This is a genomic window from Teichococcus globiformis (assembly GCF_042646265.1).
In the GTDB taxonomy this organism is placed as follows: domain Bacteria; phylum Pseudomonadota; class Alphaproteobacteria; order Acetobacterales; family Acetobacteraceae; genus Pseudoroseomonas; species Pseudoroseomonas globiformis.
In genome coordinates, this window is the sequence record NZ_JBHRTN010000004.1 from 376,588 (window position 1) to 394,592 (window position 18,005).

The 18,005-nt window shown below is 66.8% G+C and carries 19 protein-coding genes and 2 riboswitches; of the genes, 13 read left to right on the plus strand and 6 right to left on the minus strand.

Annotation, left to right across the window (positions count from 1 at the left end; translation table 11 throughout):
- Window positions 1-10 precede the first annotated feature (10 nt).
- From gcvH to ACFOD4_RS03675, 4 genes are all read right to left on the minus strand, one after another.
- Entirely contained in the window at window positions 11-388 is a 378-nt protein-coding gene (gcvH, locus tag ACFOD4_RS03660; RefSeq protein ID WP_379594416.1) for a glycine cleavage system protein GcvH, read from the minus strand.
- A gap of 13 nt (window positions 389-401) precedes the next feature.
- Complete coding sequence (gene gcvT / locus ACFOD4_RS03665) at window positions 402-1,499, minus strand: glycine cleavage system aminomethyltransferase GcvT (protein ID WP_379594418.1); 1,098 nt, start codon at window positions 1,497-1,499, stop codon at window positions 402-404.
- 50 nt (window positions 1,500-1,549) lie between these two features.
- A riboswitch (glycine riboswitch) is annotated at window positions 1,550-1,645 on the minus strand.
- A 3-nt stretch (window positions 1,646-1,648) separates the two neighbouring features.
- Window positions 1,649-1,739, minus strand: a riboswitch (glycine riboswitch).
- 63 nt (window positions 1,740-1,802) lie between these two features.
- Entirely contained in the window at window positions 1,803-2,927 is a 1,125-nt protein-coding gene (locus tag ACFOD4_RS03670) for an ABC transporter substrate-binding protein (RefSeq protein ID WP_379594420.1), read from the minus strand.
- Window positions 2,928-3,034: 107 nt separating this feature from the next.
- Entirely contained in the window at window positions 3,035-3,595 is a 561-nt protein-coding gene (locus tag ACFOD4_RS03675) for a hypothetical protein (RefSeq protein WP_379594422.1), read from the minus strand.
- A gap of 75 nt (window positions 3,596-3,670) precedes the next feature.
- Here ACFOD4_RS03675 and ispH point away from each other — a divergent pair, with 75 nt between their 5' ends.
- The 3 genes from ispH to rnhA are packed head-to-tail and all read left to right on the plus strand — an operon-like array spanning window position 3,671 to window position 6,132.
- The gene (gene ispH, locus ACFOD4_RS03680) at window positions 3,671-4,648 is read left to right on the plus strand and encodes a 4-hydroxy-3-methylbut-2-enyl diphosphate reductase (RefSeq protein ID WP_379594425.1); all 978 of its coding nucleotides are present in this window, start codon (window positions 3,671-3,673) and stop codon (window positions 4,646-4,648) included.
- A gap of 31 nt (window positions 4,649-4,679) precedes the next feature.
- On the plus strand, window positions 4,680-5,654 hold the full coding sequence (locus tag ACFOD4_RS03685; protein WP_379594427.1) for a homoserine kinase: 975 nt from the start codon (window positions 4,680-4,682) through the stop codon (window positions 5,652-5,654).
- Window positions 5,644-6,132, plus strand: a complete 489-nt coding sequence (gene rnhA / locus ACFOD4_RS03690) for a ribonuclease HI (protein WP_379594430.1) — start codon at window positions 5,644-5,646, stop codon at window positions 6,130-6,132. The genes ACFOD4_RS03685 and rnhA overlap by 11 nt, the downstream gene beginning before the upstream one ends.
- Before the next feature lie 307 nt (window positions 6,133-6,439).
- Here rnhA and ACFOD4_RS03695 read toward each other — a convergent pair whose 3' ends face one another.
- The gene (locus ACFOD4_RS03695) at window positions 6,440-7,351 is read right to left on the minus strand and encodes a LysR substrate-binding domain-containing protein (protein ID WP_379594432.1); all 912 of its coding nucleotides are present in this window, start codon (window positions 7,349-7,351) and stop codon (window positions 6,440-6,442) included.
- A gap of 113 nt (window positions 7,352-7,464) precedes the next feature.
- Between ACFOD4_RS03695 and mbhE the strand changes: the two genes are divergently transcribed.
- The 10 genes from mbhE (at window position 7,465) to ACFOD4_RS03745 (ending at window position 16,210) form a co-directional block, all read left to right on the plus strand.
- Window positions 7,465-9,771, plus strand: a complete 2,307-nt coding sequence (mbhE, locus tag ACFOD4_RS03700) for a hydrogen gas-evolving membrane-bound hydrogenase subunit E (RefSeq protein WP_379594435.1) — start codon at window positions 7,465-7,467, stop codon at window positions 9,769-9,771.
- Window positions 9,768-10,178 (plus strand): MnhB domain-containing protein, encoded by a 411-nt coding sequence (locus tag ACFOD4_RS03705; RefSeq protein ID WP_379594437.1) that lies wholly within the window; start codon window positions 9,768-9,770, stop codon window positions 10,176-10,178. Before mbhE ends, ACFOD4_RS03705 begins: the two co-directional genes overlap by 4 nt.
- A complete protein-coding gene (locus ACFOD4_RS03710; RefSeq protein WP_379594439.1) occupies window positions 10,175-10,555 on the plus strand; it encodes an NADH-quinone oxidoreductase subunit K in 381 nt (126 codons plus the stop codon). The genes ACFOD4_RS03705 and ACFOD4_RS03710 overlap by 4 nt, the downstream gene beginning before the upstream one ends.
- Window positions 10,552-12,072: a Na+/H+ antiporter subunit D gene (locus ACFOD4_RS03715; RefSeq protein ID WP_379594441.1), complete on the plus strand. Its 1,521-nt coding sequence runs from the start codon at window positions 10,552-10,554 to the stop codon at window positions 12,070-12,072. Before ACFOD4_RS03710 ends, ACFOD4_RS03715 begins: the two co-directional genes overlap by 4 nt.
- A complete protein-coding gene (locus ACFOD4_RS03720) occupies window positions 12,069-12,410 on the plus strand; it encodes a Na+/H+ antiporter subunit E (RefSeq protein ID WP_379594443.1) in 342 nt (113 codons plus the stop codon). Before ACFOD4_RS03715 ends, ACFOD4_RS03720 begins: the two co-directional genes overlap by 4 nt.
- Complete coding sequence (locus ACFOD4_RS03725) at window positions 12,407-12,697, plus strand: monovalent cation/H+ antiporter complex subunit F (RefSeq protein WP_379594445.1); 291 nt, start codon at window positions 12,407-12,409, stop codon at window positions 12,695-12,697. The genes ACFOD4_RS03720 and ACFOD4_RS03725 overlap by 4 nt, the downstream gene beginning before the upstream one ends.
- Complete coding sequence (mnhG, locus tag ACFOD4_RS03730) at window positions 12,697-13,131, plus strand: monovalent cation/H(+) antiporter subunit G (RefSeq protein ID WP_379594447.1); 435 nt, start codon at window positions 12,697-12,699, stop codon at window positions 13,129-13,131. The genes ACFOD4_RS03725 and mnhG overlap by 1 nt, the downstream gene beginning before the upstream one ends.
- Window positions 13,132-13,432: 301 nt before the next feature.
- Window positions 13,433-14,458, plus strand: coding sequence for a class 1 fructose-bisphosphatase (locus tag ACFOD4_RS03735; RefSeq protein ID WP_379594449.1), 1,026 nt, complete (start codon window positions 13,433-13,435; stop codon window positions 14,456-14,458).
- A gap of 220 nt (window positions 14,459-14,678) precedes the next feature.
- Window positions 14,679-15,047 carry a hypothetical protein gene (locus tag ACFOD4_RS03740; protein ID WP_379594452.1) on the plus strand — a complete coding sequence of 123 codons (369 nt, stop codon included), beginning with the start codon at window positions 14,679-14,681 and terminating at the stop codon, window positions 15,045-15,047.
- A gap of 92 nt (window positions 15,048-15,139) precedes the next feature.
- The gene (locus tag ACFOD4_RS03745; protein ID WP_379594455.1) at window positions 15,140-16,210 is read left to right on the plus strand and encodes an ArsO family NAD(P)H-dependent flavin-containing monooxygenase; all 1,071 of its coding nucleotides are present in this window, start codon (window positions 15,140-15,142) and stop codon (window positions 16,208-16,210) included.
- A gap of 93 nt (window positions 16,211-16,303) precedes the next feature.
- On the opposite strand, the gene ACFOD4_RS03750 is transcribed toward ACFOD4_RS03745, so the two are convergent.
- A complete protein-coding gene (locus ACFOD4_RS03750) occupies window positions 16,304-17,518 on the minus strand; it encodes an MFS transporter (RefSeq protein ID WP_379594458.1) in 1,215 nt (404 codons plus the stop codon).
- Window positions 17,519-18,005 lie beyond the last annotated feature (487 nt).

An 18,005-nucleotide genomic window follows, 5' to 3' on the forward strand; every position in this document is an offset into this window, starting at 1 on the left:
CTTTTTGTTCTCAGGCTTCGCTGTCGACGAAGGCCTGGTAGGCGTCGGCATCCATCAGGGCCTCAATCTCCGCGGTGTCGGCCACCTCGATCTTGAAGAACCAGCCATCCGACTGGGCTGACCCGTTCACCAGCGACGGGTCGTCGGCCAGCGCCGCATTGCTTTCCACGATCTTGCCGGCAATCGGGGCATACACGTCGGAGGCGGCCTTCACGCTTTCCACCACGGCGACGGATTCGCCGGCCGCGACTTCGCGTCCGGCTTCGGGCAGGTCGACGAACACCACGTCACCCAGCGCTGTCTGCGCGTGATCGGTGATGCCGATGGTGGCGACGCCACCCTCCAGCCGCACCCATTCATGGTCCTTGGAGAATTTCAGTTCGGCCATCTGCTGGGATTCCTTATCGGGCGTAGCGATGCGGGGTGAAGGGCATGGCGGCGACACGGGCGGGAACCGCCTTGCCACGCACCATGAGGTCAAGCTTCGTGCCGTCGGCGGCGTGCTCCCGCGCCACATAGCCCATGGCGCAGGGTCCATTGAGGCTGGGGCCGAAGGTGCCGCTGGTGACTTCGCCCACCGTCTGGCCATCCATGGACATGGCGGTATGGGCGCGGGCAGGCTGGCGGCCTTCGGGCAGGATGCCGATGCGCAGCCGCTTCGGGCCGCCATCCAGTTCCTCGCGAACGCGATCGGCGCCAGGGAAGTTCCATTCGGTGCGGCGACGCTTGCCCACGGTCCAGGTCAGGTTGGCCTCGACCGGGCTGGTGGTCTCATCGATGTCGTTGCCGTAGAGGCACAGCCCGGCTTCCAGGCGCAGGGAGTCCCGCGCGCCAAGTCCGGCCGCCATGGCACCCGGCAGCGCCAGCAGCGCACGTGCCAGATCCTCGGCCTGCTCGGCAGCGACGCTGATCTCCACCCCGTCCTCGCCGGTATAGCCCGAGCGGCTGACCAGCACCGGAATGCCCTGCACCTCGGCCGCAGCCACGCCCATGAAAGGCAGCGCGGCGATGGCGGGCGCCAGCGTCGCGAGGGACGACACGGCGGCCGGTCCCTGGAAGGCGATCAGGGCGCGGTCCGGCAAGCGGGTCAGCTTGACCCCGGCGGGCAGAACAGCCTCGATGGCGGCGCAATCCACATCCTTGCGGCTGGCATTCAGCACCAGAAACAGCCGGTCGCCCAGATTGGCCACCATGAAGTCGTCCAGGATGCCGCCGGATTCGGTGGTCAGCAGCCCGTATTTCTGCCGGCCCGGCTTCAGGATCTGCACATCGGCGGGCGTCAGGCGCTCCAGCGCGGCGGCCGCGCCCTCGCCCGTCAGCTCGGCCTGACCCATATGCGAGACGTCGAACAGCGCGGCGCCCTGACGGGTCGCCAGATGCTCGGCCATGATGCCGGCCGGGTACTGCACCGGCATGGCATAGCCGGCAAAGGGCACCATCTTCCCGCCCAGTTCACGATGCAGCGCCGCGAGCGGCGTTTCCAGCAGGGTATCGGCCACAGAACCTCCAGCACCGCGCCTGCGCGCGGCGAACACAGGGTTGTGGCCCCCCTCTGTCCGATGACCTGAGAGATTCAGCGCGGGCGTTGACGCGCCTTACTCCGTCGGTGCCGTTGCCTGATTCCAGGCGCCGGGCTTTCCAGAGGCCCCTTCCCCACGCGGCCCTTGGTGCCTGAGCGTTTCCGGGGGCCGGTTGCGCCTTCGGCGGTGGCATGCGCCACTCTCTCCCGCGTGGGATCTGCGGGTCCAGCCCTCTTGCCCGAGCGCGCAGCCGGGCGCAAGCGGCATCGGCTTCCGGAACGTCTAGAGCGACACCCAGTAGCCCGGCCGGTAGGCCACCGGCAGAAACCGCTCGTGAAAGGCACGAAAGGTCGCTTCCGGGTCCAGATCGGCGAACAACTCCGGGTGCAGCCACTTCGCCAGGGCCTGGATGGCCACGAACTGGTACGGATTGTCGTAGAATTGGTGCCAGATGGCATGCACCCGCACGCCGCGTCCCGCCGGAAGGTGGCGGTAGGCCGGCCGCTGCATCAACGCCCGGAGCTTCCGCCGCGCCACCTCGGGGTCGGCACCCGGTCCCACCCCGACCCAGGCTCCGCCAGGCGAGTAGAGCTCCCAGTTGGCGCCGGTCACCACGACCGCATCGGGCTGCGCGGCAATCACCTGCTCCGGGTTCACCGTGCCGAAGGTGCCGGGAATTAAGCGGGCCGCGATGTTCTCGCCGCCGGCCAGCGTCACCATGCGGCCGAAATTCTCGTTGCCGAACGACATGCAGCAGCTCTCGTCATAGCCGCCGGCGCGCTCGACCATCACCTTGGGGCGCGGCCCGGCAAAGCCGGCGAGGCGCTGCGTGACCTTGTCCATCTCGGCCTGGCGGAAGGCAGCCAGCTCACCGGCGCGCGCTTCCACGCCCAGCACCTCGCCCATGATGGCGATGCTGCGGCCGGCATTCTCGAAGGGCCGCTCGCGGAAGTCGATAAACAGCACCGGGATGCCCACGGCGCCCAGCTTCTCGATCAGCCCTGCGCCCTCTGTGGCGGCTCTGGACTCGAGGTTCATGATCACCGCGTCAGGCCTGAGTTCGATCGCCTGCTCGACGTCGAAGGTGCCCTCCTTGGTGCCGCCGAAGACCGGCAGCCGATCCATCTGTGCGGCATAGGTTTCGCGATAGGCATTGTAGCCATCGAGGTCGGCCTTGCGGAAATCGTCCCGCCAGCCGACCACGCGCTCAAAGGGCGCCTCCCGCATCAGCGCGGCGACCAGGTACATCTGCCGCCCCTCGCCCAGGATGACCCGGCGCGCCGGGCTCGCCACCCGCACACGGCGCCCGGTGATATCGGTGATCTCCCGCGGGGCCGGGGCGGCAGCAGCCAGGAACGGGCAGGCGAGCAGGGATGCGCCCAGCAGGGCGCGGCGGGAAAGCGGCATGACGGAACCCTCGGATCGGTGGCCGGGCTAACCGCATTGCAACTCATTCGCAACTTAAATTCTGGCGAAGCACGGCCTGCCCCGGTCCGGCCGGGGCAGGCGATTCCCTACGGCCCGCGACGGCGGTTCAGCTCCAGTTCTTCCGGGCTCAGCACGAAGCCCAGCAGCACGCGCTTTTGCGCCGCGGCCTGCGGCAAGCCGGGGATGCGGATGCTCAACTCCTCACCCTGGCTGCGGCTACGCGCAACATTTTGCGGAAACGCGACCGGAAGTTGATAGGCGGCGCGAGACAGGATCCTGTCGCCGTCCAGCACCGCTACCATATAGGGGATGTTGACCGTGCTGCCCGTGGCGGCCGGCCCGCGCTCGGCGCTGAAGCGGGGCGTCAGTGTGACATCCAGCCCGGCCCGGTCGGGCGCGTAGTCGCAGCGTGCGTCGAAACCGGTCAAGGAGGCGTTGAGCTGCATGGCGGTCAGATCTTGTCCGGCGCCGGGGCGGAAGCGGGTTAGCTCCGCCGCGTCGCGCAGAATGCCGATCTCAGGGCACGGCGCCTGGGCGTTGCGCAGCGGGTCGGGCGCACCGGTGCGGCCGCCACAGCCGGCGAGCAGCGCCACCACGCCCGCCATCGCGGCGAATTTCACCCTCTGGAGGTTCCGCGCCTTGACCATGCTGCCTCTCTTCCCCTTAGTGCCCCGTCCAGAGACCCGGACCGAAGGCCAGTGCCACTTCCTATGGACGACGCCATGAATGACACCGCCCCTGTCGGCCAGGCAGCCACGATGGTCAAGCCCGCCCTGCATGTGCTGCTGGCCGGCCCGCGCGGCTTCTGCGCCGGCGTGGACCGCGCCATCAAGATCGTCGAGGAGGCGATCCGCAAGTTCGGTCCCCCGGTCTACGTCCGGCACGAGATTGTCCACAATCAATTCGTGGTCGAGGGTCTCCGCGCCCAGGGCGCGGTGTTTGTGGAAGAGCTGGACGAAGTCCCGGACGACGCCCCGGTGGTGTTCAGCGCTCATGGCGTGCCCAAGGCCGTGCCGGCGGAGGCCAAGCGGCGGGAGATGATCTACCTCGACGCCACCTGCCCCCTGGTCAGCAAGGTGCACCGAGCCGCCGAGCACCAGTCTTCCGCCGGCCGCCACATCCTGCTGATCGGCCATGAGGGCCACCCGGAGGTGGTCGGCACCATGGGACAGCTGCCTGAAGGATCCTTCACCCTGATCGAGTCAGTGGAGGATGCGGAAGGCAAGCCGGTGCCGGACCTGCCGTTGACCTACACCACCCAGACCACGCTTTCCGTCGAGGATACGGCGGGGATCGTCGCCGCGCTGCGCCGCCGGTTTCCCGACATGGCCGAGCCGCACAAGGACAGCATCTGCTACGCCACCACCAATCGCCAGGCTGCCGTGAAGGCCATCGCCGAGCGCTCCGAGATGATGGTGGTGGTGGGCGCCCCCAACTCTTCCAACTCCGTGCGCCTGCGCGAGGTGGCCGTGCGGGCCGGCTGCCCGCACGCCATCATGGTGCAGCGCGGCTTCGAGCTCGACCCCGCCCTGATGGACGGCAAGGCGACCATCGGCATCAGCGCCGGCGCCAGCGCGCCTGAGCTACTCGTGGAGGAGGTGCTCGCGCGTCTCCGCCAGCGCTTCATGGTCACCACCGAGGAGGTGGTGGTGGCGGAGGAAACAATCACCTTCAAGCTGCCGGCGCTGCTGACGCGCTGAAGGCAAGCGAACTTCCAGCGACGGGACAGGGATGGCGGTCTATACCGAGGTCACGGACGAGGCGCTGCGCCTCTTCCTGGCCGAATATGATCTGGGCGAGCTGCTCGCCTTCCGCGGCATTGCCGAGGGTGTGGAAAACAGCAACTTTGCGTTGAAGACCAGCAATGGCGACTTCATCCTGACGCTGTACGAGAAGCGCGTGGACCCGGCGGAGTTGCCCTGGTTCCTGGGGCTGATGCGGCATCTGGGATCGCGTGGCCTGTCCTGCCCGCTCCCTGTGGCCGGCCGGGATGGCGTGGCACTGCGTAGCCTGGCCGGTCGGCCCGCTGCCATCTGCACCTTTCTGCCGGGGATCTGGCCGCGGCGCGTGCGCCCCGAACATTGCGCCCCGCTGGGCGCCGCCCTGGCCACCCTGCATGCCGCCGGCGAAGGCTTCCGTGCAGAGCGCCCCAACACACTCGGCCCTCGCGCCTGGAAGCCGCTGCTGGACCGGTGCCGGGATGGCGGCGACGCCGTTCAGCCCGGCCTGATCGCCGAGCTCGACCAGCACCTGTCCGGCATTCTGGCCGAATGGCCGAAGGGCCTGCCGCGTGGCCACATCCATGCCGACCTGTTCCCCGACAACGTATTCTTCCTGGAAGGCAGGGGCGGTGTTCCGGTTTGCTCCGGCGTGATCGATTTCTATTTCGCATGCACGGATTTCCTGGCCTATGACCTCGCCATCTGCCTCAACGCATGGTGCTTCGAGCCGGACCTCGCCTTCAACGTCACCAAGGCCCGTGCGATGATCAACGCCTACAATGCCCTGCGCCCATTGACACAGGAGGAACTGGCCGCCCTGCCCGTGCTGTGCCGCGGCGGCGCCATTCGCTTCCTGCTGACCCGTCTCTACGACTGGACCCACACGCCACCCGGCGCGCTGGTAACGCGCAAGGACCCCCTCGAATACCTCAGGCGCCTGCGCTTCCATGCCCAGGCCCGGAATGTTGGCGCCTATGGCCTCTGACGTGTTCGAACAGGCCGTGCCCGAGGCGGCGGAACGCTTCGTCGAGATCTGGACCGATGGCGGCTGCAAGCCCAATCCCGGTCCTGGCGGCTGGGCGGCCATCCTGCGGTTCGGAGGAGCGGAGAAAGAGCTTTCCGGCTACGACGCTGCCACCACCAACAACCGCATGGAGCTGACCGCCGCCTGCATGGCGCTTGAAGCGCTGAAGCGTCCCTGCACCGTGAAGCTGCACACCGACAGCGAGTATGTGCGCAACGGCATCAGCCGCTGGATCCATGGTTGGGTGCGCAACAACTGGCGCAACGCCGCCAAGGACCCGGTGGCCAATTACGAACTGTGGCAGCGCCTGCTGGCAGCGGCCAAACCGCACAAGGTGGAATGGCTGTGGGTGCGCGGCCATGCGGGCGACGAGATGAATGAGCGGGCCGACAAGCTTGCCACTGCCGCACGCCTTGCTGGCGAGACAGATCCCTTGTGATGTGACCTCAGGTACAAGAGGCCATTCCGAGCCATGCCGTGGCACGGCAAGATCGGATGGATGCCAAGATGAGAAGCATCTTTTCACAAGAAGTTCCGGATCGCCAATTGTGGCCCTGATCCGTAATGCCGTCGGGCCAGCCTGCGGGCATCGGCCGGCAAGAGCTGCCGTCTTGGACGGTGTAGGCTCGGTTCGTCGTCTGCTCCCGCGCCTCGGCATGAAAATTCCGCCTGCGTGACAGGGCGCTCAGGACGAAGGGCGAAGCGTCAGCGGTGTCCGGCTGGCACCGCGAGGATGCAAGCAACCCTTACTCCGGCAGTCCCCACGGCGTGAGGCACTCACTGACAGTGGCCGCCAGCAACGCGTACGTCCTGTGACGGGGAGAGGTGCTGCGCCAGGACATCGTCAGTGGCCTGACCGGTGCTCCCGATGACAGGGGCCGGGCAACAACGAGCTTCTCCCGCAACACGTCGGAGCGGACGTAAAGTGCTGGTAGCAGGGTGATGCCCATACCGGTCGCCACCATCAGCCGCAGGGTGTCCAGCGTCGTGCCCGCATAGTCGCGTGCGTGGATCGCCCCCACCCGCTCGCAGAGCGCGGCGATCGGGTCATGGATGCGATGCCCGCGCTCCATCGTCAGAATGGTTTCCCCCGCCAGATCCTCCGGATCGACCGTCTCACGACCCGCCAGCCGGTGATCCGATGGCAACACGACATGCAGCGGCTCTTGCAGGAGCCGCACCGACGTAAAGTCGCGATGGCCGGGCTCGTCCGGCAGAAGCAGAGCCTCGAACGTCCCGTCCGACAACTTCTCGAACAGGCTCTCCGGGCGGTCCTCGCGAACGACAACGCGGAGATGCGGGAACCTGGTCTTGAGGGTGGGCATGGCCACCGAGAGAACATAGGCGCCGACCGTCTGGACAACCCCAAACAGCAGGTTGCCTTGCAGCGCCTCCGGATCGTCCCGCCGCGCGATCTCCCGGATGTCCTCCACCTCCGCCAGTACCGTCCTGGCCCGACGGGCAATTTCGGCACCGACCGGCGTCAGGATGACGCTGGCCCGCGTACGCTCGATCAGGCGGGCGCCGAGTCGGTCCTCCATCTCCTTGACCTGGATGCTCAGTGTCGGCTGGGTGACATGGCATGCCTGAGCGGCCCGGCTAAAGCTGAGGGTGTCAGCGATCGCGACAAGGTAGCGAAGCTGCTGGATGCGGGGCATGGACCGTCTTATAGATAAAATCTATCGAGGAACATAGCGCTTCCAATTTCTCCCGACCATCTCGGGATGGTACCGCGGCCCAGGATCCTTTTGTCCGGCCGAGGAAATCGACATTGAACCTGGCTGCCCTGCTCACCCTCTCGTTCTTAGGGGCTGCACTGGCGCGTCCAACCCTCATCCGGCTTCCCGCCTGGGGCAGCCTGCTGGCCGCCGCCATCCCGGCGCTTCTGTTCGGGTGCTTTGCGGTCATGGGGTTCGCCGAGCCGGTCCTCCAGACGATTGAATGGGTACCGTCACTCGGGGTCTCGCTATCCTTCCGCCTCGACGGCTTCTCGCTTTTGTTCGCGCTCCTGATCACCGGCATCGGGTCGCTGGTAGTCCTGTATGCAGGCGCCTACTTCGCGAACAAGCCGCGGGAGAAAGGCGCCAACTTCATTGCCCTCATCCTCCTGTTTATGGGTGCGATGCTGGGCACCGTGCTGTCGGACAGCCTGATCGGCCTCTACGCCTTCTGGGAACTGACCAGCCTCGTCTCCTTCCTGCTGATCGGCTTCGACTCCCATAAACCCGCCGCTCGCAAGGCGGCCCTGCAATCCCTCATCGTCACGGCGGGCGGTGGTCTGGCGCTGTTCGCCGGGATCCTGCTGATCGGCATGGAACTCGGAACCTTCTCGCTGTCGGACATGGCGGCACGCGGCGATGAAATCGCGGCCTCTCCGTTGGCGCACGCCATCCTGGTCCTGGTGCTGATTGGCGCCTTCACCAAGTCGGCGCAGGTGCCGTTCCACTTCTGGCTTCCAAACGCCATGGCAGCGCCAACGCCGGCCTCGGCCTACCTGCATTCGGCCACCATGGTGAAGCTCGGCGTCTACCTGCTGGCCCGGCTCGACCTGCCCTTCTCCGCCATGCCCGCCTTCGGGCCCACCCTGGTGGCCTTCGGCGCAGCGACCCTCCTCGTGGCATCGCTGGGCGCCTTATCCCGCTCCGGCTACAAGGCCGTGCTCGCACACTCCACGGTGGGCTCGCTCGGCCTCCTGGTGCTGCTGATCGGCCTCGATGGTCCGGTCGCGGCGATCGCCACGGTGAGTTTCATCCTGGCCCACGCCCTCTACAAGGCAACCCTGTTCTTCTGCGCCGGCACCGCGATCCACGCCACGGGACGCACGGAGCTGCGCGAGATCAACGGCCTCGGCCGGGCGCTTCCGGCCACCGCGGGCGCCGCGGCACTCGCCGCCTTGGCCATGGCAGGTCTCGCACCCACCTTCAGCTTCATTGCCAAGGAGTACGTCTTCGAAGCCCAGCTGGAGAGCAGCTTCGGCTGGTGGGTCATCGCCGTGGCCGTGTTGGGCAATGCTGCGTTCGTCGCCATTGCCCTCATCGTCACGCTACGCCCCTTCTTCCTGGGTCAGGCGCGCGTCGCAGAGCAACACCATGGCGAAACCCCGGGCCTGGCCACCGGACCGCTGGTGCTGGCCGTCCTCGGCATCGGTCTCGGCCTTGCACCCGGCCCTGTCGCGAGCTTCCTGGTGGGTCCGGCCGCCACTGCCCTTGCAGGCGCCCCCGTTTCTCTTTCCCCGGCGCTGTGGCATGGCTGGACACCCATGCTGGCGCTGAGCGCCGCCGTGGTGGCTCTCGGGTTCCTGATCTACCTCGCATGGCCAAGTCTGCTGTCACGCCTGTCCCTGCGGGGCCACCTCGACAGGGCGCTCGGCGATGCCGGCTACAATCACCTGTTCGGGGCCGTCCTGGCGTTGGCCGAGCGGTCGACGCGCATCCTCCAGAATGGCGACCAGCACCGCTACACCGCCGTCGTTGTCGCCTCGACAATCGCGATCGTGAGCATCGGCCTGGCCGCCACCCAGCCCTCCTGGACCCTCGATCTGTCGGGCGGCCGGTTCAGCCTCACCGCGACGGTTGTGCTTGCGCTGACCGTCGCCGGTGCCGTGGCGGCCATCACCACACGCTCCCTGATCCGCTCGGTGGTCGCCGTAGGCGTCGTTGGCTTCGGCTCAGCCCTGATCTTCCTCGTCAACGGCGCACCCGACCTGGCGCTGACCCAATTCGCGGTCGAGGTGCTGATCACCGTGATCCTGACCGCACTGCTGTTGCGCCTGCCCGCCATGGCGCGCTCCACGCGAACCGGCACGGAGCGCCGGGTGGGCATGGTCCTGGCAGGTCTTTTCGCCGTTCTCCTCTTCGTCAGCCTGGCTACGCTGACGGTCGATCCGATCGACCTTCGCCTGACGGAGTTCTTCGCCGCCGCAAGCTACCCGGAGGCTTTCGGCCGCAACGTGGTGAACGTCATCCTGGTTGACTTCCGCGCCATCGACACGCTCGGCGAGATGTCGGTCATCGCCTTCGCAGCCATGGCCGTATGGGGTTTGTTGCGCCGCCGAACTCGCACACGGGGATCCGCATGAACTCGCTGATCTTCTCCGCCCTTTCGCGGCCTCTCTTCTGGCTGATGATCGTGGTCTCGCTGTTCATCCTGTACCGCGGCCACAATGAGCCGGGAGGAGGCTTCATCGGGGGCCTCATCGCCGCCTCCGGCTTCGCAATCCTGGCCCTGGCGGAAGGCATCCGGCCGGCACGCAGGGCGATGCGTGTCCATCCCGTGACGCTGCTTGGGGTGGGCCTGTCGCTGGGCCTTCTGAGCGGCCTGCCGGGACTGGTCTCGCACGGCTCGTTCCTGACCCATTGGTGGTTCCACTCAGGCAGCTTCCACATCGGCACCACCTTGCTCTTCGACCTTGGCGTCTACTTCGCGGTGGTCGGCGGCGTGCTGTCGCTTGTGCTGCGCTTCTACGAGGAGGAGCAGGAGGCATGAACCTCATCTACGCGCTTGCCATCTCGCTGATCGCTGGCTGTGGGGTCTACATGATCCTGTCGCGGCACGTGGTCCGCATCATCCTCGGCATCGCCGTACTCTCGGCGGCCATCAACCTGATGATCTTCCACGCCGGACGGATTGGGGCAACCGCGCCACCGGTCATCCCCGGCAGCGAAACGATCCTGTCCAGCACGGCGGCGAACCCGCTGCCGCAGGCGCTCATCCTCACCGCCATCGTTATCGGCTTCGCTCTGGTGGCGTTCGCCGCCGCCGTCGCACTCCAGACACAGCGTTCGATTGGGACGCTGGACAGCGCCGCGCTCGACATCGCGGAACGGAAGGGCTCGCGCACCGAGGCAGGTGAACGCGCATGAGCGGCTTCCTGTGGCAACACGCGGTGCTCTGGCCGGTGCTGATCCCGCTTGCGGTGGCCGCAGCCACGGCCATGGCCTGGAACCATCGCGGGCTGCAACGCTGGCTCTCCGGGACAGGAGCGGCGCTCCTGCTGCTTTCCGCGCTCACTCTTCTGCTGCGCGTACAGCGGGACGGCATCCTCGCCATCCGCTTCGGCAACTGGGAGGCGCCTTTCGGCGTCGCGTTCGTCGCCGACAACCTTGGCGCCGCCATGGTGGCTATCAGCGGCGCGGTGGCAATGGCCACATGGACCTTCGGTCTGGCGGACATCCGCGAGCGGGAAGCGCGGGCGGGCTTTCACCCCCTGTTCCATGGCATGCTGGCCGGGGTGAACGGCGCCTTCCTGACCGGCGACATCTTCAACCTCTATGTCTGGTTCGAGGTGATGCTGATCACGGCGATGGGACTGCTCGCCATTGGCCGCACGCGCGCGCAGCTTGACGGCGTCCTGAAATACGCCGTGCTGAACTTGTTCTCGACCCTGCTGTTCCTGACCGCCGTAGCCCTCCTGTACGGCGTCACCGGCACCCTCAACATGGCCGATCTGGCTCTGATGCTGCCAAGTGCGGAGCCCTCGGCGCCGCTAACCGTCTCGGCCCTCCTCCTGCTGTGCGGCTTTGGCATCAAGGCGGGCTACTTCCCGCTGTTCTTCTGGCTTCCCGCCTCCTACCACACGGCCTCCGTGACCGTGTCGGCGGTATTTGCGGGCCTGCTCACCAAGGTTGGCGTCTACGCCTGTTTCCGCGTCTTCACGCTGGTCTTCACAGTGGAGGGCAGCGGCATCCGCGAGATCGTCGCGGTCATGGCGGCGGGAACCATGATCTTCGGCGTCTTCGGCGCCGCCGTGCAGTGGGATATCCGCCGCATCCTGGCGTTCCACATCGTCAGCCAGATCGGCTACATGATGCTCGGCCTTGCCATCGCGACGCCCCTCGCCCTGGCGGGCGGTCTTTTCTACGTCGTCCACCACATCATCGTGAAGGCGAACCTGTTCTTCATCGCCGGTGCGATTTATCGCGCCAGCGGCACTTTCGACCTGCGCCGGAGCGGCGGCCTCATGCGCCGTTCGCCCGTGCTGGCGGTATTGTTCCTCATCCCTGCCCTGTCGCTCGGCGGCATGCCGCCCCTGTCGGGGTTCTGGGCGAAGTTCATGGTCATCGACGCATCCCTGAAAGATGGCGCCCACTGGCTGGCAGCCGCCGCGTTGTTCACCGGCCTCCTGACGCTCTATTCCATGACCAAGATCTGGACCGAGGCCTTCTGGAAGGAGCCGGTTCTGCCCCGCGGGGTGGCCCGGGCTATCCCGGTTCCAATGCTGGCGGCGATAGGCGCGCTGGGCGCGCTCACGCTCCTCATAGGATTGTGGGCCGAGCCCTTTGTGGTCTTCGCCGAAGCCGCGGCAAGCCAGCTGGCCGACCCGCGCGGCTATGTTGCGGCGGTCCTCGGCGACAGGGCTGTCGCGGAGCTCATGCCATGACACCAGAACTGCTCTCCCGCGCGGGTGCCGCGGTTGCGTTGGTTCTGGTCTTCCTGTGGGAGTTGGCCGTGGCCAGCGTAACGGTCGCCGCCGCGGCCTTCGCGCGCAATCCGAGCACCGCCTCTGCCATCCTGGCGGTCCCCATCCACCTGCGCACCGATCTGGGCATCGCGACGCTGGCGAACCTCACCAGCCTGACGCCGGGAACCTGCTCGCTGCATGTCAGCGAGGATCGGCGGACGCTCTACGTCCACGTCCTCGACGCCAGTGACCAGGATGCCGTGATGTCGGGCATCAAATCCACCTTCGAAGCGCGCATCAGGAGGATTGAGGGATGACCGCGACGCTCGATGCCGGGCTGGCCTGGCTGTCTTCCGCCCTGATCGTATTCCTCATGGTGCCATTGGCCATGACCGTCTGGCGGATGATCCGCGGACCAGGCTATGCCGACCGCTTCGTGGCCGTCGACATGCTCACCGGCATCGCCATTGCCATCGCCGCGCTGACGGCCACCGTGACGGCGCGGCGGGAGTTCCTCGACGTCGCCTTCGGCATCGCCCTGATCAGCTTCGTGGCGATTTGCGCCTTCTCGGCGTTCCTGGAGCGGAAGGGCAGAAAGCAATGATGTCCGTGGTCCTCGCCCTCCTGGCGGTGGTGCTGAAGCTGGCCGGTGCAGCCTTCCTGCTCGCCGCCGCCCTGGGCCTCCTGCGCTTCGCCGATCCCTTCCAGCGCATGCATGCGGCGACCAAGGCGGGCACGCTGGGCGCCGGGCTCATGGTGCTGGGCAGTGTTCTGACCCTCGCGGACAGCTCCGCCATCATCCTCGGCCTGCTGACAGTTCTCTTCCTGGTCACCACCATTCCCATTTCCGGTCACCTCCTCGGACGCGCCGCATACGTTTCCGGCGCCAGCATGGTCGGGAACCGTGGCGATGACGCCCTGGACGGGGTGCTTACCCGGGCGGACCAGCCGCTGGAGGAACGGCTCAGCCAGGGCCAGGTGGATGCGGGGGAAGTTCGATCTGGTGACCGCCGTCCCCACGGAGTTCACATGCCGTGAGCACTAAGCTCTTCGGGAAAGGTCGCGCTTGAAGCGATCGGCATGGCCGTCAGCCAGCCCACTGCCTGGCAGGCCACCGGTACTCGGCAGAATACTTGGCCAGCGAGCGCAAACAGATCATCGACTGCGGTGCCCCTGGCACGGCTCGCGCTGACGAGTGTGACAACCCAGGATGGGCCGGGATGCTCCCGGATCGGGCATCGAGCCTCCGGTATCCGATACGCCTTCATGAACGTTGTGCCCTGCATGACCGACACTGGCCTCTGCTGACTGAATGCCTGATCTCCTGGAGCCAAACCTCATGCACCGTGTTTCTCTGTCGCGCTTCCTCATCGAGCAGCAGCGGCAAGGCACGAACCTGCCACCTGAACTCCGCCTGCTGATCGAGGTGGTCGCCCGGGCCTGCAAGGCCATCAGCTATACCATCAACAAGGGCGAACTCGGCGGCGTGCTGGGCAGCCTTGGGCAGCAGAACGTGCAGGGCGAAGTGCAGAAGAAGCTGGATGTCATCGCCAACGACATCCTGCTGGACGCCAATGAATGGGGCGGCAATCTGGCCGCGCTGGCGTCGGAGGAGATGGAGGCCATCCATCCCATCCCGCACCGCTACCCCAAGGGCGAGTACCTGCTGGTTTACGATCCGATCGACGGCTCCAGCAACATTGACGTCAACCTCAGCGTGGGCACCATCTTCTCGGTGCTGAAGGCGCCGGAGGAGGCCTCGGGGCGCGCTGTCACGGAAGCCGACTTCCTCCAGGCCGGTCGGCATCAGGTCGCGGCGGGCTATGCCATCTACGGCCCGCAGACCACGCTGGTGCTGACCTTCGGCAAGGGCGTGTTCGGCTTCACGCTGGACCGCGAGGTCGGCTCCTGGGTGCTGACGCAGCCCAAGATCACCATCCCGGCCGGGCACCACGAGTTCGCGGTCAACATGTCCAACCAGCGGCACTGGGCTCCGGGTGTGCAGCACTACGTCGCCGACTGCCTTGCCGGAAAGGACGGACCGCGCCGCCAGGACTTCAACATGCGCTGGACCGGCTCGATGGTGGCCGACGTGCAGCGCATCCTGACCCGCGGCGGCATCTTCCTGTATCCTTGGGATGCGCGGGAGCCGGACCGCGCGGGCAAATTGCGGCTGATGTACGAGGCCAATCCGCTCGGCATGATCATCGAACAGGCGGGCGGTGCAGCCATCGACGATACCGGGCGCATCCTCGACATAGAGCCGTCGAGCTTGCACCAGCGGGTGGCGGTTATCCTGGGCTGCGCCGCCGAGGTGGCTAAAGCAGCCGAGTACTTCACGCGAGGCCGCGCGATGGGAGGCTGAGGTCGGTGAAGGACCGAGAGAACCGCGCATCTCCCCGCTGGTCTAGCTTTCAGCAGCGCCGGATGTCGTTGCCACGTCAACCTTCGACCGCTTCTAGTCCACTCCTTCCACCCGCTATGGCGGTCGGTCAGCTGGCCAGATACATCCCTCGTCCACGGAAGCCAGACGATGCCCGGGCTCTCTGTTTCTCAACCCCTGCGAGATGTGGCAGTCTATCCGGATGACCGACGCCGCCCTGTCCCGAACCATCCGCATCCGCTTCTATCAGGACAGCGTCCGCGATATGGGCCGAACCTTCCGTTTGCCGGCGCACGCGGACATGCGCAGCGTACTCAAGCAGTCCGCGCTCGCTGCCGTGCCGAAGAAGGAGGGGTGGACATTGCAGCTTTTCACCCTGGAGCGAACGAAGCAGGAGGAGCGTGTCGCGGCTTTGCTGGATCGTCTCGCGCGCCGGGAAATGGGCGGCCCCGATTTCGCAGCCGCGATGGCCATGGCGCTGGACGGATCCTGCGCCGTTCTAGCGATGGCGGCCCGGGACAAGGAGCGCATCCAGCGGGTGCGTTCCGCCCTCAGCCCGGCCAACCGCTGAGCGCGTCCGGTATCGAACACCATGCAGCAAGATCTGCCCGCACCTGACGACAACCCGACGACACCGTTTCCCTGGCAAACGGTCGATGCCGCATGAGCGGCCGGGTCCTGCGCGATGTTGTGGTGATCGGGGGCGGACAGTCCGGCCTGGCTGCCGGGTACTTCCTCCGTCGCGGCGGCGTGGATTTCGAGATCCTGGATGCCAATGATCGCCCCGGCGGCGCCTGGCCGGACGCCTGGGATTCCCTGCGCCTGTTTTCCCCGGCCAGCATGAATTCCCTGCCCGGCTGGCCCATGCCGCCCTGTCCGGGTGGCTATCCTTCCCGCGACCATGTGGTCGACTACCTGACGCAGTACGAGCAGCGATACAGCTTGCCGATCCAACGGCCGGTTCGCGTCAGGGACATTCTGGGATCGGCCGAGGGGCTGACGGTGCGGACCGATCGGGGAACCTGGCTGGCGAAGACCGTCATCAGCGCGACGGGAGGGGCCAGCAAGCCCTACATCCCTCCCTATTCAGGCCGAGCGCTTTTCAGGGGCAGGCAGGTCCATTCCTCCGATTATCGGTCGCCCGACGAATTCGAGGGTCAGCGGGTGCTGGTGGTAGGCGGCGGCAATTCGGGCGCACAGATCCTGGCAGAATTGTCAAAGGTCGCGGACACGGCCTGGGTCACGCGGCAACCGCCTCGCTTCCTGCCGGACGAGGTCACGGGCCGTGTGCTGTTCGAGCGGGCTTCGGAGCGTGTCAGGGCGCAGATGGAGGGCCGGAAACCGGACCTCGCGGAAGAGAGCCTGGGCGACATCGTCATGGTGCCCTCGGTACGGGAAGCCCGGGATCTCGATGTGCTGCACAGCGTCCGGCCCTTCGATCGCTTCGTGTCGGAGGGTGTGGTCTGGCTGGATGGCGCGCGCACGGCCGTGGATGCGATCATCTGGTGCACCGGTTTCCGTCCGAACCTGAGCCACCTGGCGCATCTGGGCGTGTTGACGGCCGATAGTCATGTCGCCGTCGAGAATGGCCGCTCAACACGTGAGCCGCGACTCTGGCTGCTCGGATACGGCAATTGGACCGGCGCTGCCTCCGCGACCCTCGCGGGCATCACGCGATCGGCCCGCGATACCGTCCACGACATTCAGGCCCATCTGGTGGGGAAGCGACCCTGACACGGCGCTGGCGCGATCCCTTCTGCATGGCGGCACTGGAGCAGGACGGCTTCGTGCGTCCTCTTCGAACGTCAGTGCCGGCAGCCCCTCGCCCTATGTCGTTATGAGGCGCGAGCGGCTGCGCATCAGCAAGCTCACCACGATCAGCACGTTGGCCATGTTCCACACGACGCCGTTGAGGAACGCCGCCGCGTAGCTGCCGGTGGCATCGAAGATCACGCCGGACAGCCAGCCGCCGAAGGCCATGCCCACCAGGGTCGCCATCAGCACGATCCCGACCCGGGTCCCGGCCTCAGAGGCGGGAAAGCTTTCCCGAACAATAACCGCGTAGGAGGGCACGATGCCGCCCTGCACCAGCCCGAAGAGCGCCGACAGCGTGTAGAGTGACACAAGCCCGTCGAAGAAGAGAAACAGGGACAGGGCAAGCCCCTGCAGCACGGAACCCAGCAGCAGCGTGCGAAGGCCGCCGATCCGGTCGGCGATCAGCCCCGAGGCGAGGCGTGAAACGATGCCGCAGGCCAGCATCAGCGAGAGCATCTCCGCCCCACGGGCAACACCGTAGCCGAGGTCACCGCAATAGGCGACGATATGGACCTGCGGCATCGCCATGGCGACGCAGCACGCGATCCCGGCAGCGGACAGAACCACGGTCAACCCGGCGCGCGACAAGCCGAAGGACTGTGCCTCGTTGCCATCCCCCGGCATGCCGCTGCCCTGTGATCCAGGTGCCCGTACCCGCAGCAGCAGGGCGAGCGGCGCCATCGTCGCCAAGCAAAGGACGCCGACGATGAGGTGGGCGGTGCGCCATCCATGCGCACCGATGAGCCAGCTGAGGATCGGTGGCCAGACGGCGCCTGCAAGGTAGTTCCCCGAAGCGGCGATCGCCACCGCGACGCCGCGGCGCCGCCGGAACCACAGGGAAGCCTCGGCCACCAGTGGCGCAAAGGCCGCTGAGGCGCCGAGCATGCCGATCAGCAGGCCCTGCGCCAGGGTGTAGGCAGCCAGTGTCGGTGCCAAGCTCGCCAGGATGTATCCCACGGTCAGCATCAGCGTCGCGCCCAGCAGCGGCTTCATCGGGCCGAAGCGATCCGTCAGGCGCCCCATCAGGATACCGCCCGCGCCAAAGCCCAGCATGGTGAGCGTGTACGGCACCGAGGCGGCCCCGCGCGAGATGCCGAACTCCGCCTGAACATAGGGCAGCGTCACGACCACCGACCACATCCCTACCCCGCCGATGGTCGAGAGTGCGACGATGACACAGAGCCGGAGCCATGCCATCCGGGAGTCCAGCAGGTCGTCGCGCCTCATGTCCCGGCTCCGTGCATACGCGGTGTGCTTCAGTTGTCACGGAACGTCGCACCATCCCGGATCCAGTCGAGGTCGTGACTGAACCGCCAAGGCGAACGCCGATCCGTCCGCTTGCATGGTGAAGGCCGATGAACACGCCGTCTACCTCCGACCCTTCGCGCCTGAACGCGACATGCTTCCGGGAAAGGTGACACGGCGACGGCGGCCGGGTTCCTCGCCGCAACGGCTGCACGACCCCCCATCAGCTTCATCGGGATGATCGGACTTTCTTGGCGCGCGCTGGCTCAGCCGCGCTTCATGACTGGCGTCGGCCGGGGACAGCCTGGCGCCTTCGAAGCCCGCAGAGAACAGCGGAGGTCGCCCCCGGAGAACAAACCACATGCTCCCGGGGCCCTGCTGACTGCCCTGGCGGGACGAGATCAATGCTCTGCCGTTCCACCGCTCCGAGCCAGAAGCACGGAAGAGGGCAGACCACCCGCGCTGCTCA

Bases quoted from the DNA above. Each gene is read 5' to 3' on its own strand.
- gcvH (WP_379594416.1), bottom strand. From the start codon at position 388: ATGGCCGAACTGAAATTCTCCAAGGACCATGAATGGGTGCGGCTGGAG.
- ACFOD4_RS03670 (WP_379594420.1), bottom strand. From the start codon at position 2,927: ATGCCGCTTTCCCGCCGCGCCCTGCTGGGCGCATCCCTGCTCGCCTGC.
- ACFOD4_RS03675 (WP_379594422.1), bottom strand. From the start codon at position 3,595: ATGGTCAAGGCGCGGAACCTCCAGAGGGTGAAATTCGCCGCGATGGCG.
- ispH (WP_379594425.1), top strand. From the start codon at position 3,671: ATGAATGACACCGCCCCTGTCGGCCAGGCAGCCACGATGGTCAAGCCC.
- ACFOD4_RS03685 (WP_379594427.1), top strand. From the start codon at position 4,680: ATGGCGGTCTATACCGAGGTCACGGACGAGGCGCTGCGCCTCTTCCTG.
- rnhA (WP_379594430.1), top strand. From the start codon at position 5,644: ATGGCCTCTGACGTGTTCGAACAGGCCGTGCCCGAGGCGGCGGAACGC.
- ACFOD4_RS03695 (WP_379594432.1), bottom strand. From the start codon at position 7,351: ATGCCCCGCATCCAGCAGCTTCGCTACCTTGTCGCGATCGCTGACACC.
- ACFOD4_RS03705 (WP_379594437.1), top strand. From the start codon at position 9,768: ATGAACTCGCTGATCTTCTCCGCCCTTTCGCGGCCTCTCTTCTGGCTG.
- ACFOD4_RS03710 (WP_379594439.1), top strand. From the start codon at position 10,175: ATGAACCTCATCTACGCGCTTGCCATCTCGCTGATCGCTGGCTGTGGG.
- ACFOD4_RS03715 (WP_379594441.1), top strand. From the start codon at position 10,552: ATGAGCGGCTTCCTGTGGCAACACGCGGTGCTCTGGCCGGTGCTGATC.
- ACFOD4_RS03720 (WP_379594443.1), top strand. From the start codon at position 12,069: ATGACACCAGAACTGCTCTCCCGCGCGGGTGCCGCGGTTGCGTTGGTT.
- ACFOD4_RS03725 (WP_379594445.1), top strand. From the start codon at position 12,407: ATGACCGCGACGCTCGATGCCGGGCTGGCCTGGCTGTCTTCCGCCCTG.
- mnhG (WP_379594447.1), top strand. From the start codon at position 12,697: ATGTCCGTGGTCCTCGCCCTCCTGGCGGTGGTGCTGAAGCTGGCCGGT.
- ACFOD4_RS03735 (WP_379594449.1), top strand. From the start codon at position 13,433: ATGCACCGTGTTTCTCTGTCGCGCTTCCTCATCGAGCAGCAGCGGCAA.
- ACFOD4_RS03740 (WP_379594452.1), top strand. From the start codon at position 14,679: ATGACCGACGCCGCCCTGTCCCGAACCATCCGCATCCGCTTCTATCAG.
- ACFOD4_RS03745 (WP_379594455.1), top strand. From the start codon at position 15,140: ATGAGCGGCCGGGTCCTGCGCGATGTTGTGGTGATCGGGGGCGGACAG.
- ACFOD4_RS03750 (WP_379594458.1), bottom strand. From the start codon at position 17,518: ATGAGGCGCGACGACCTGCTGGACTCCCGGATGGCATGGCTCCGGCTC.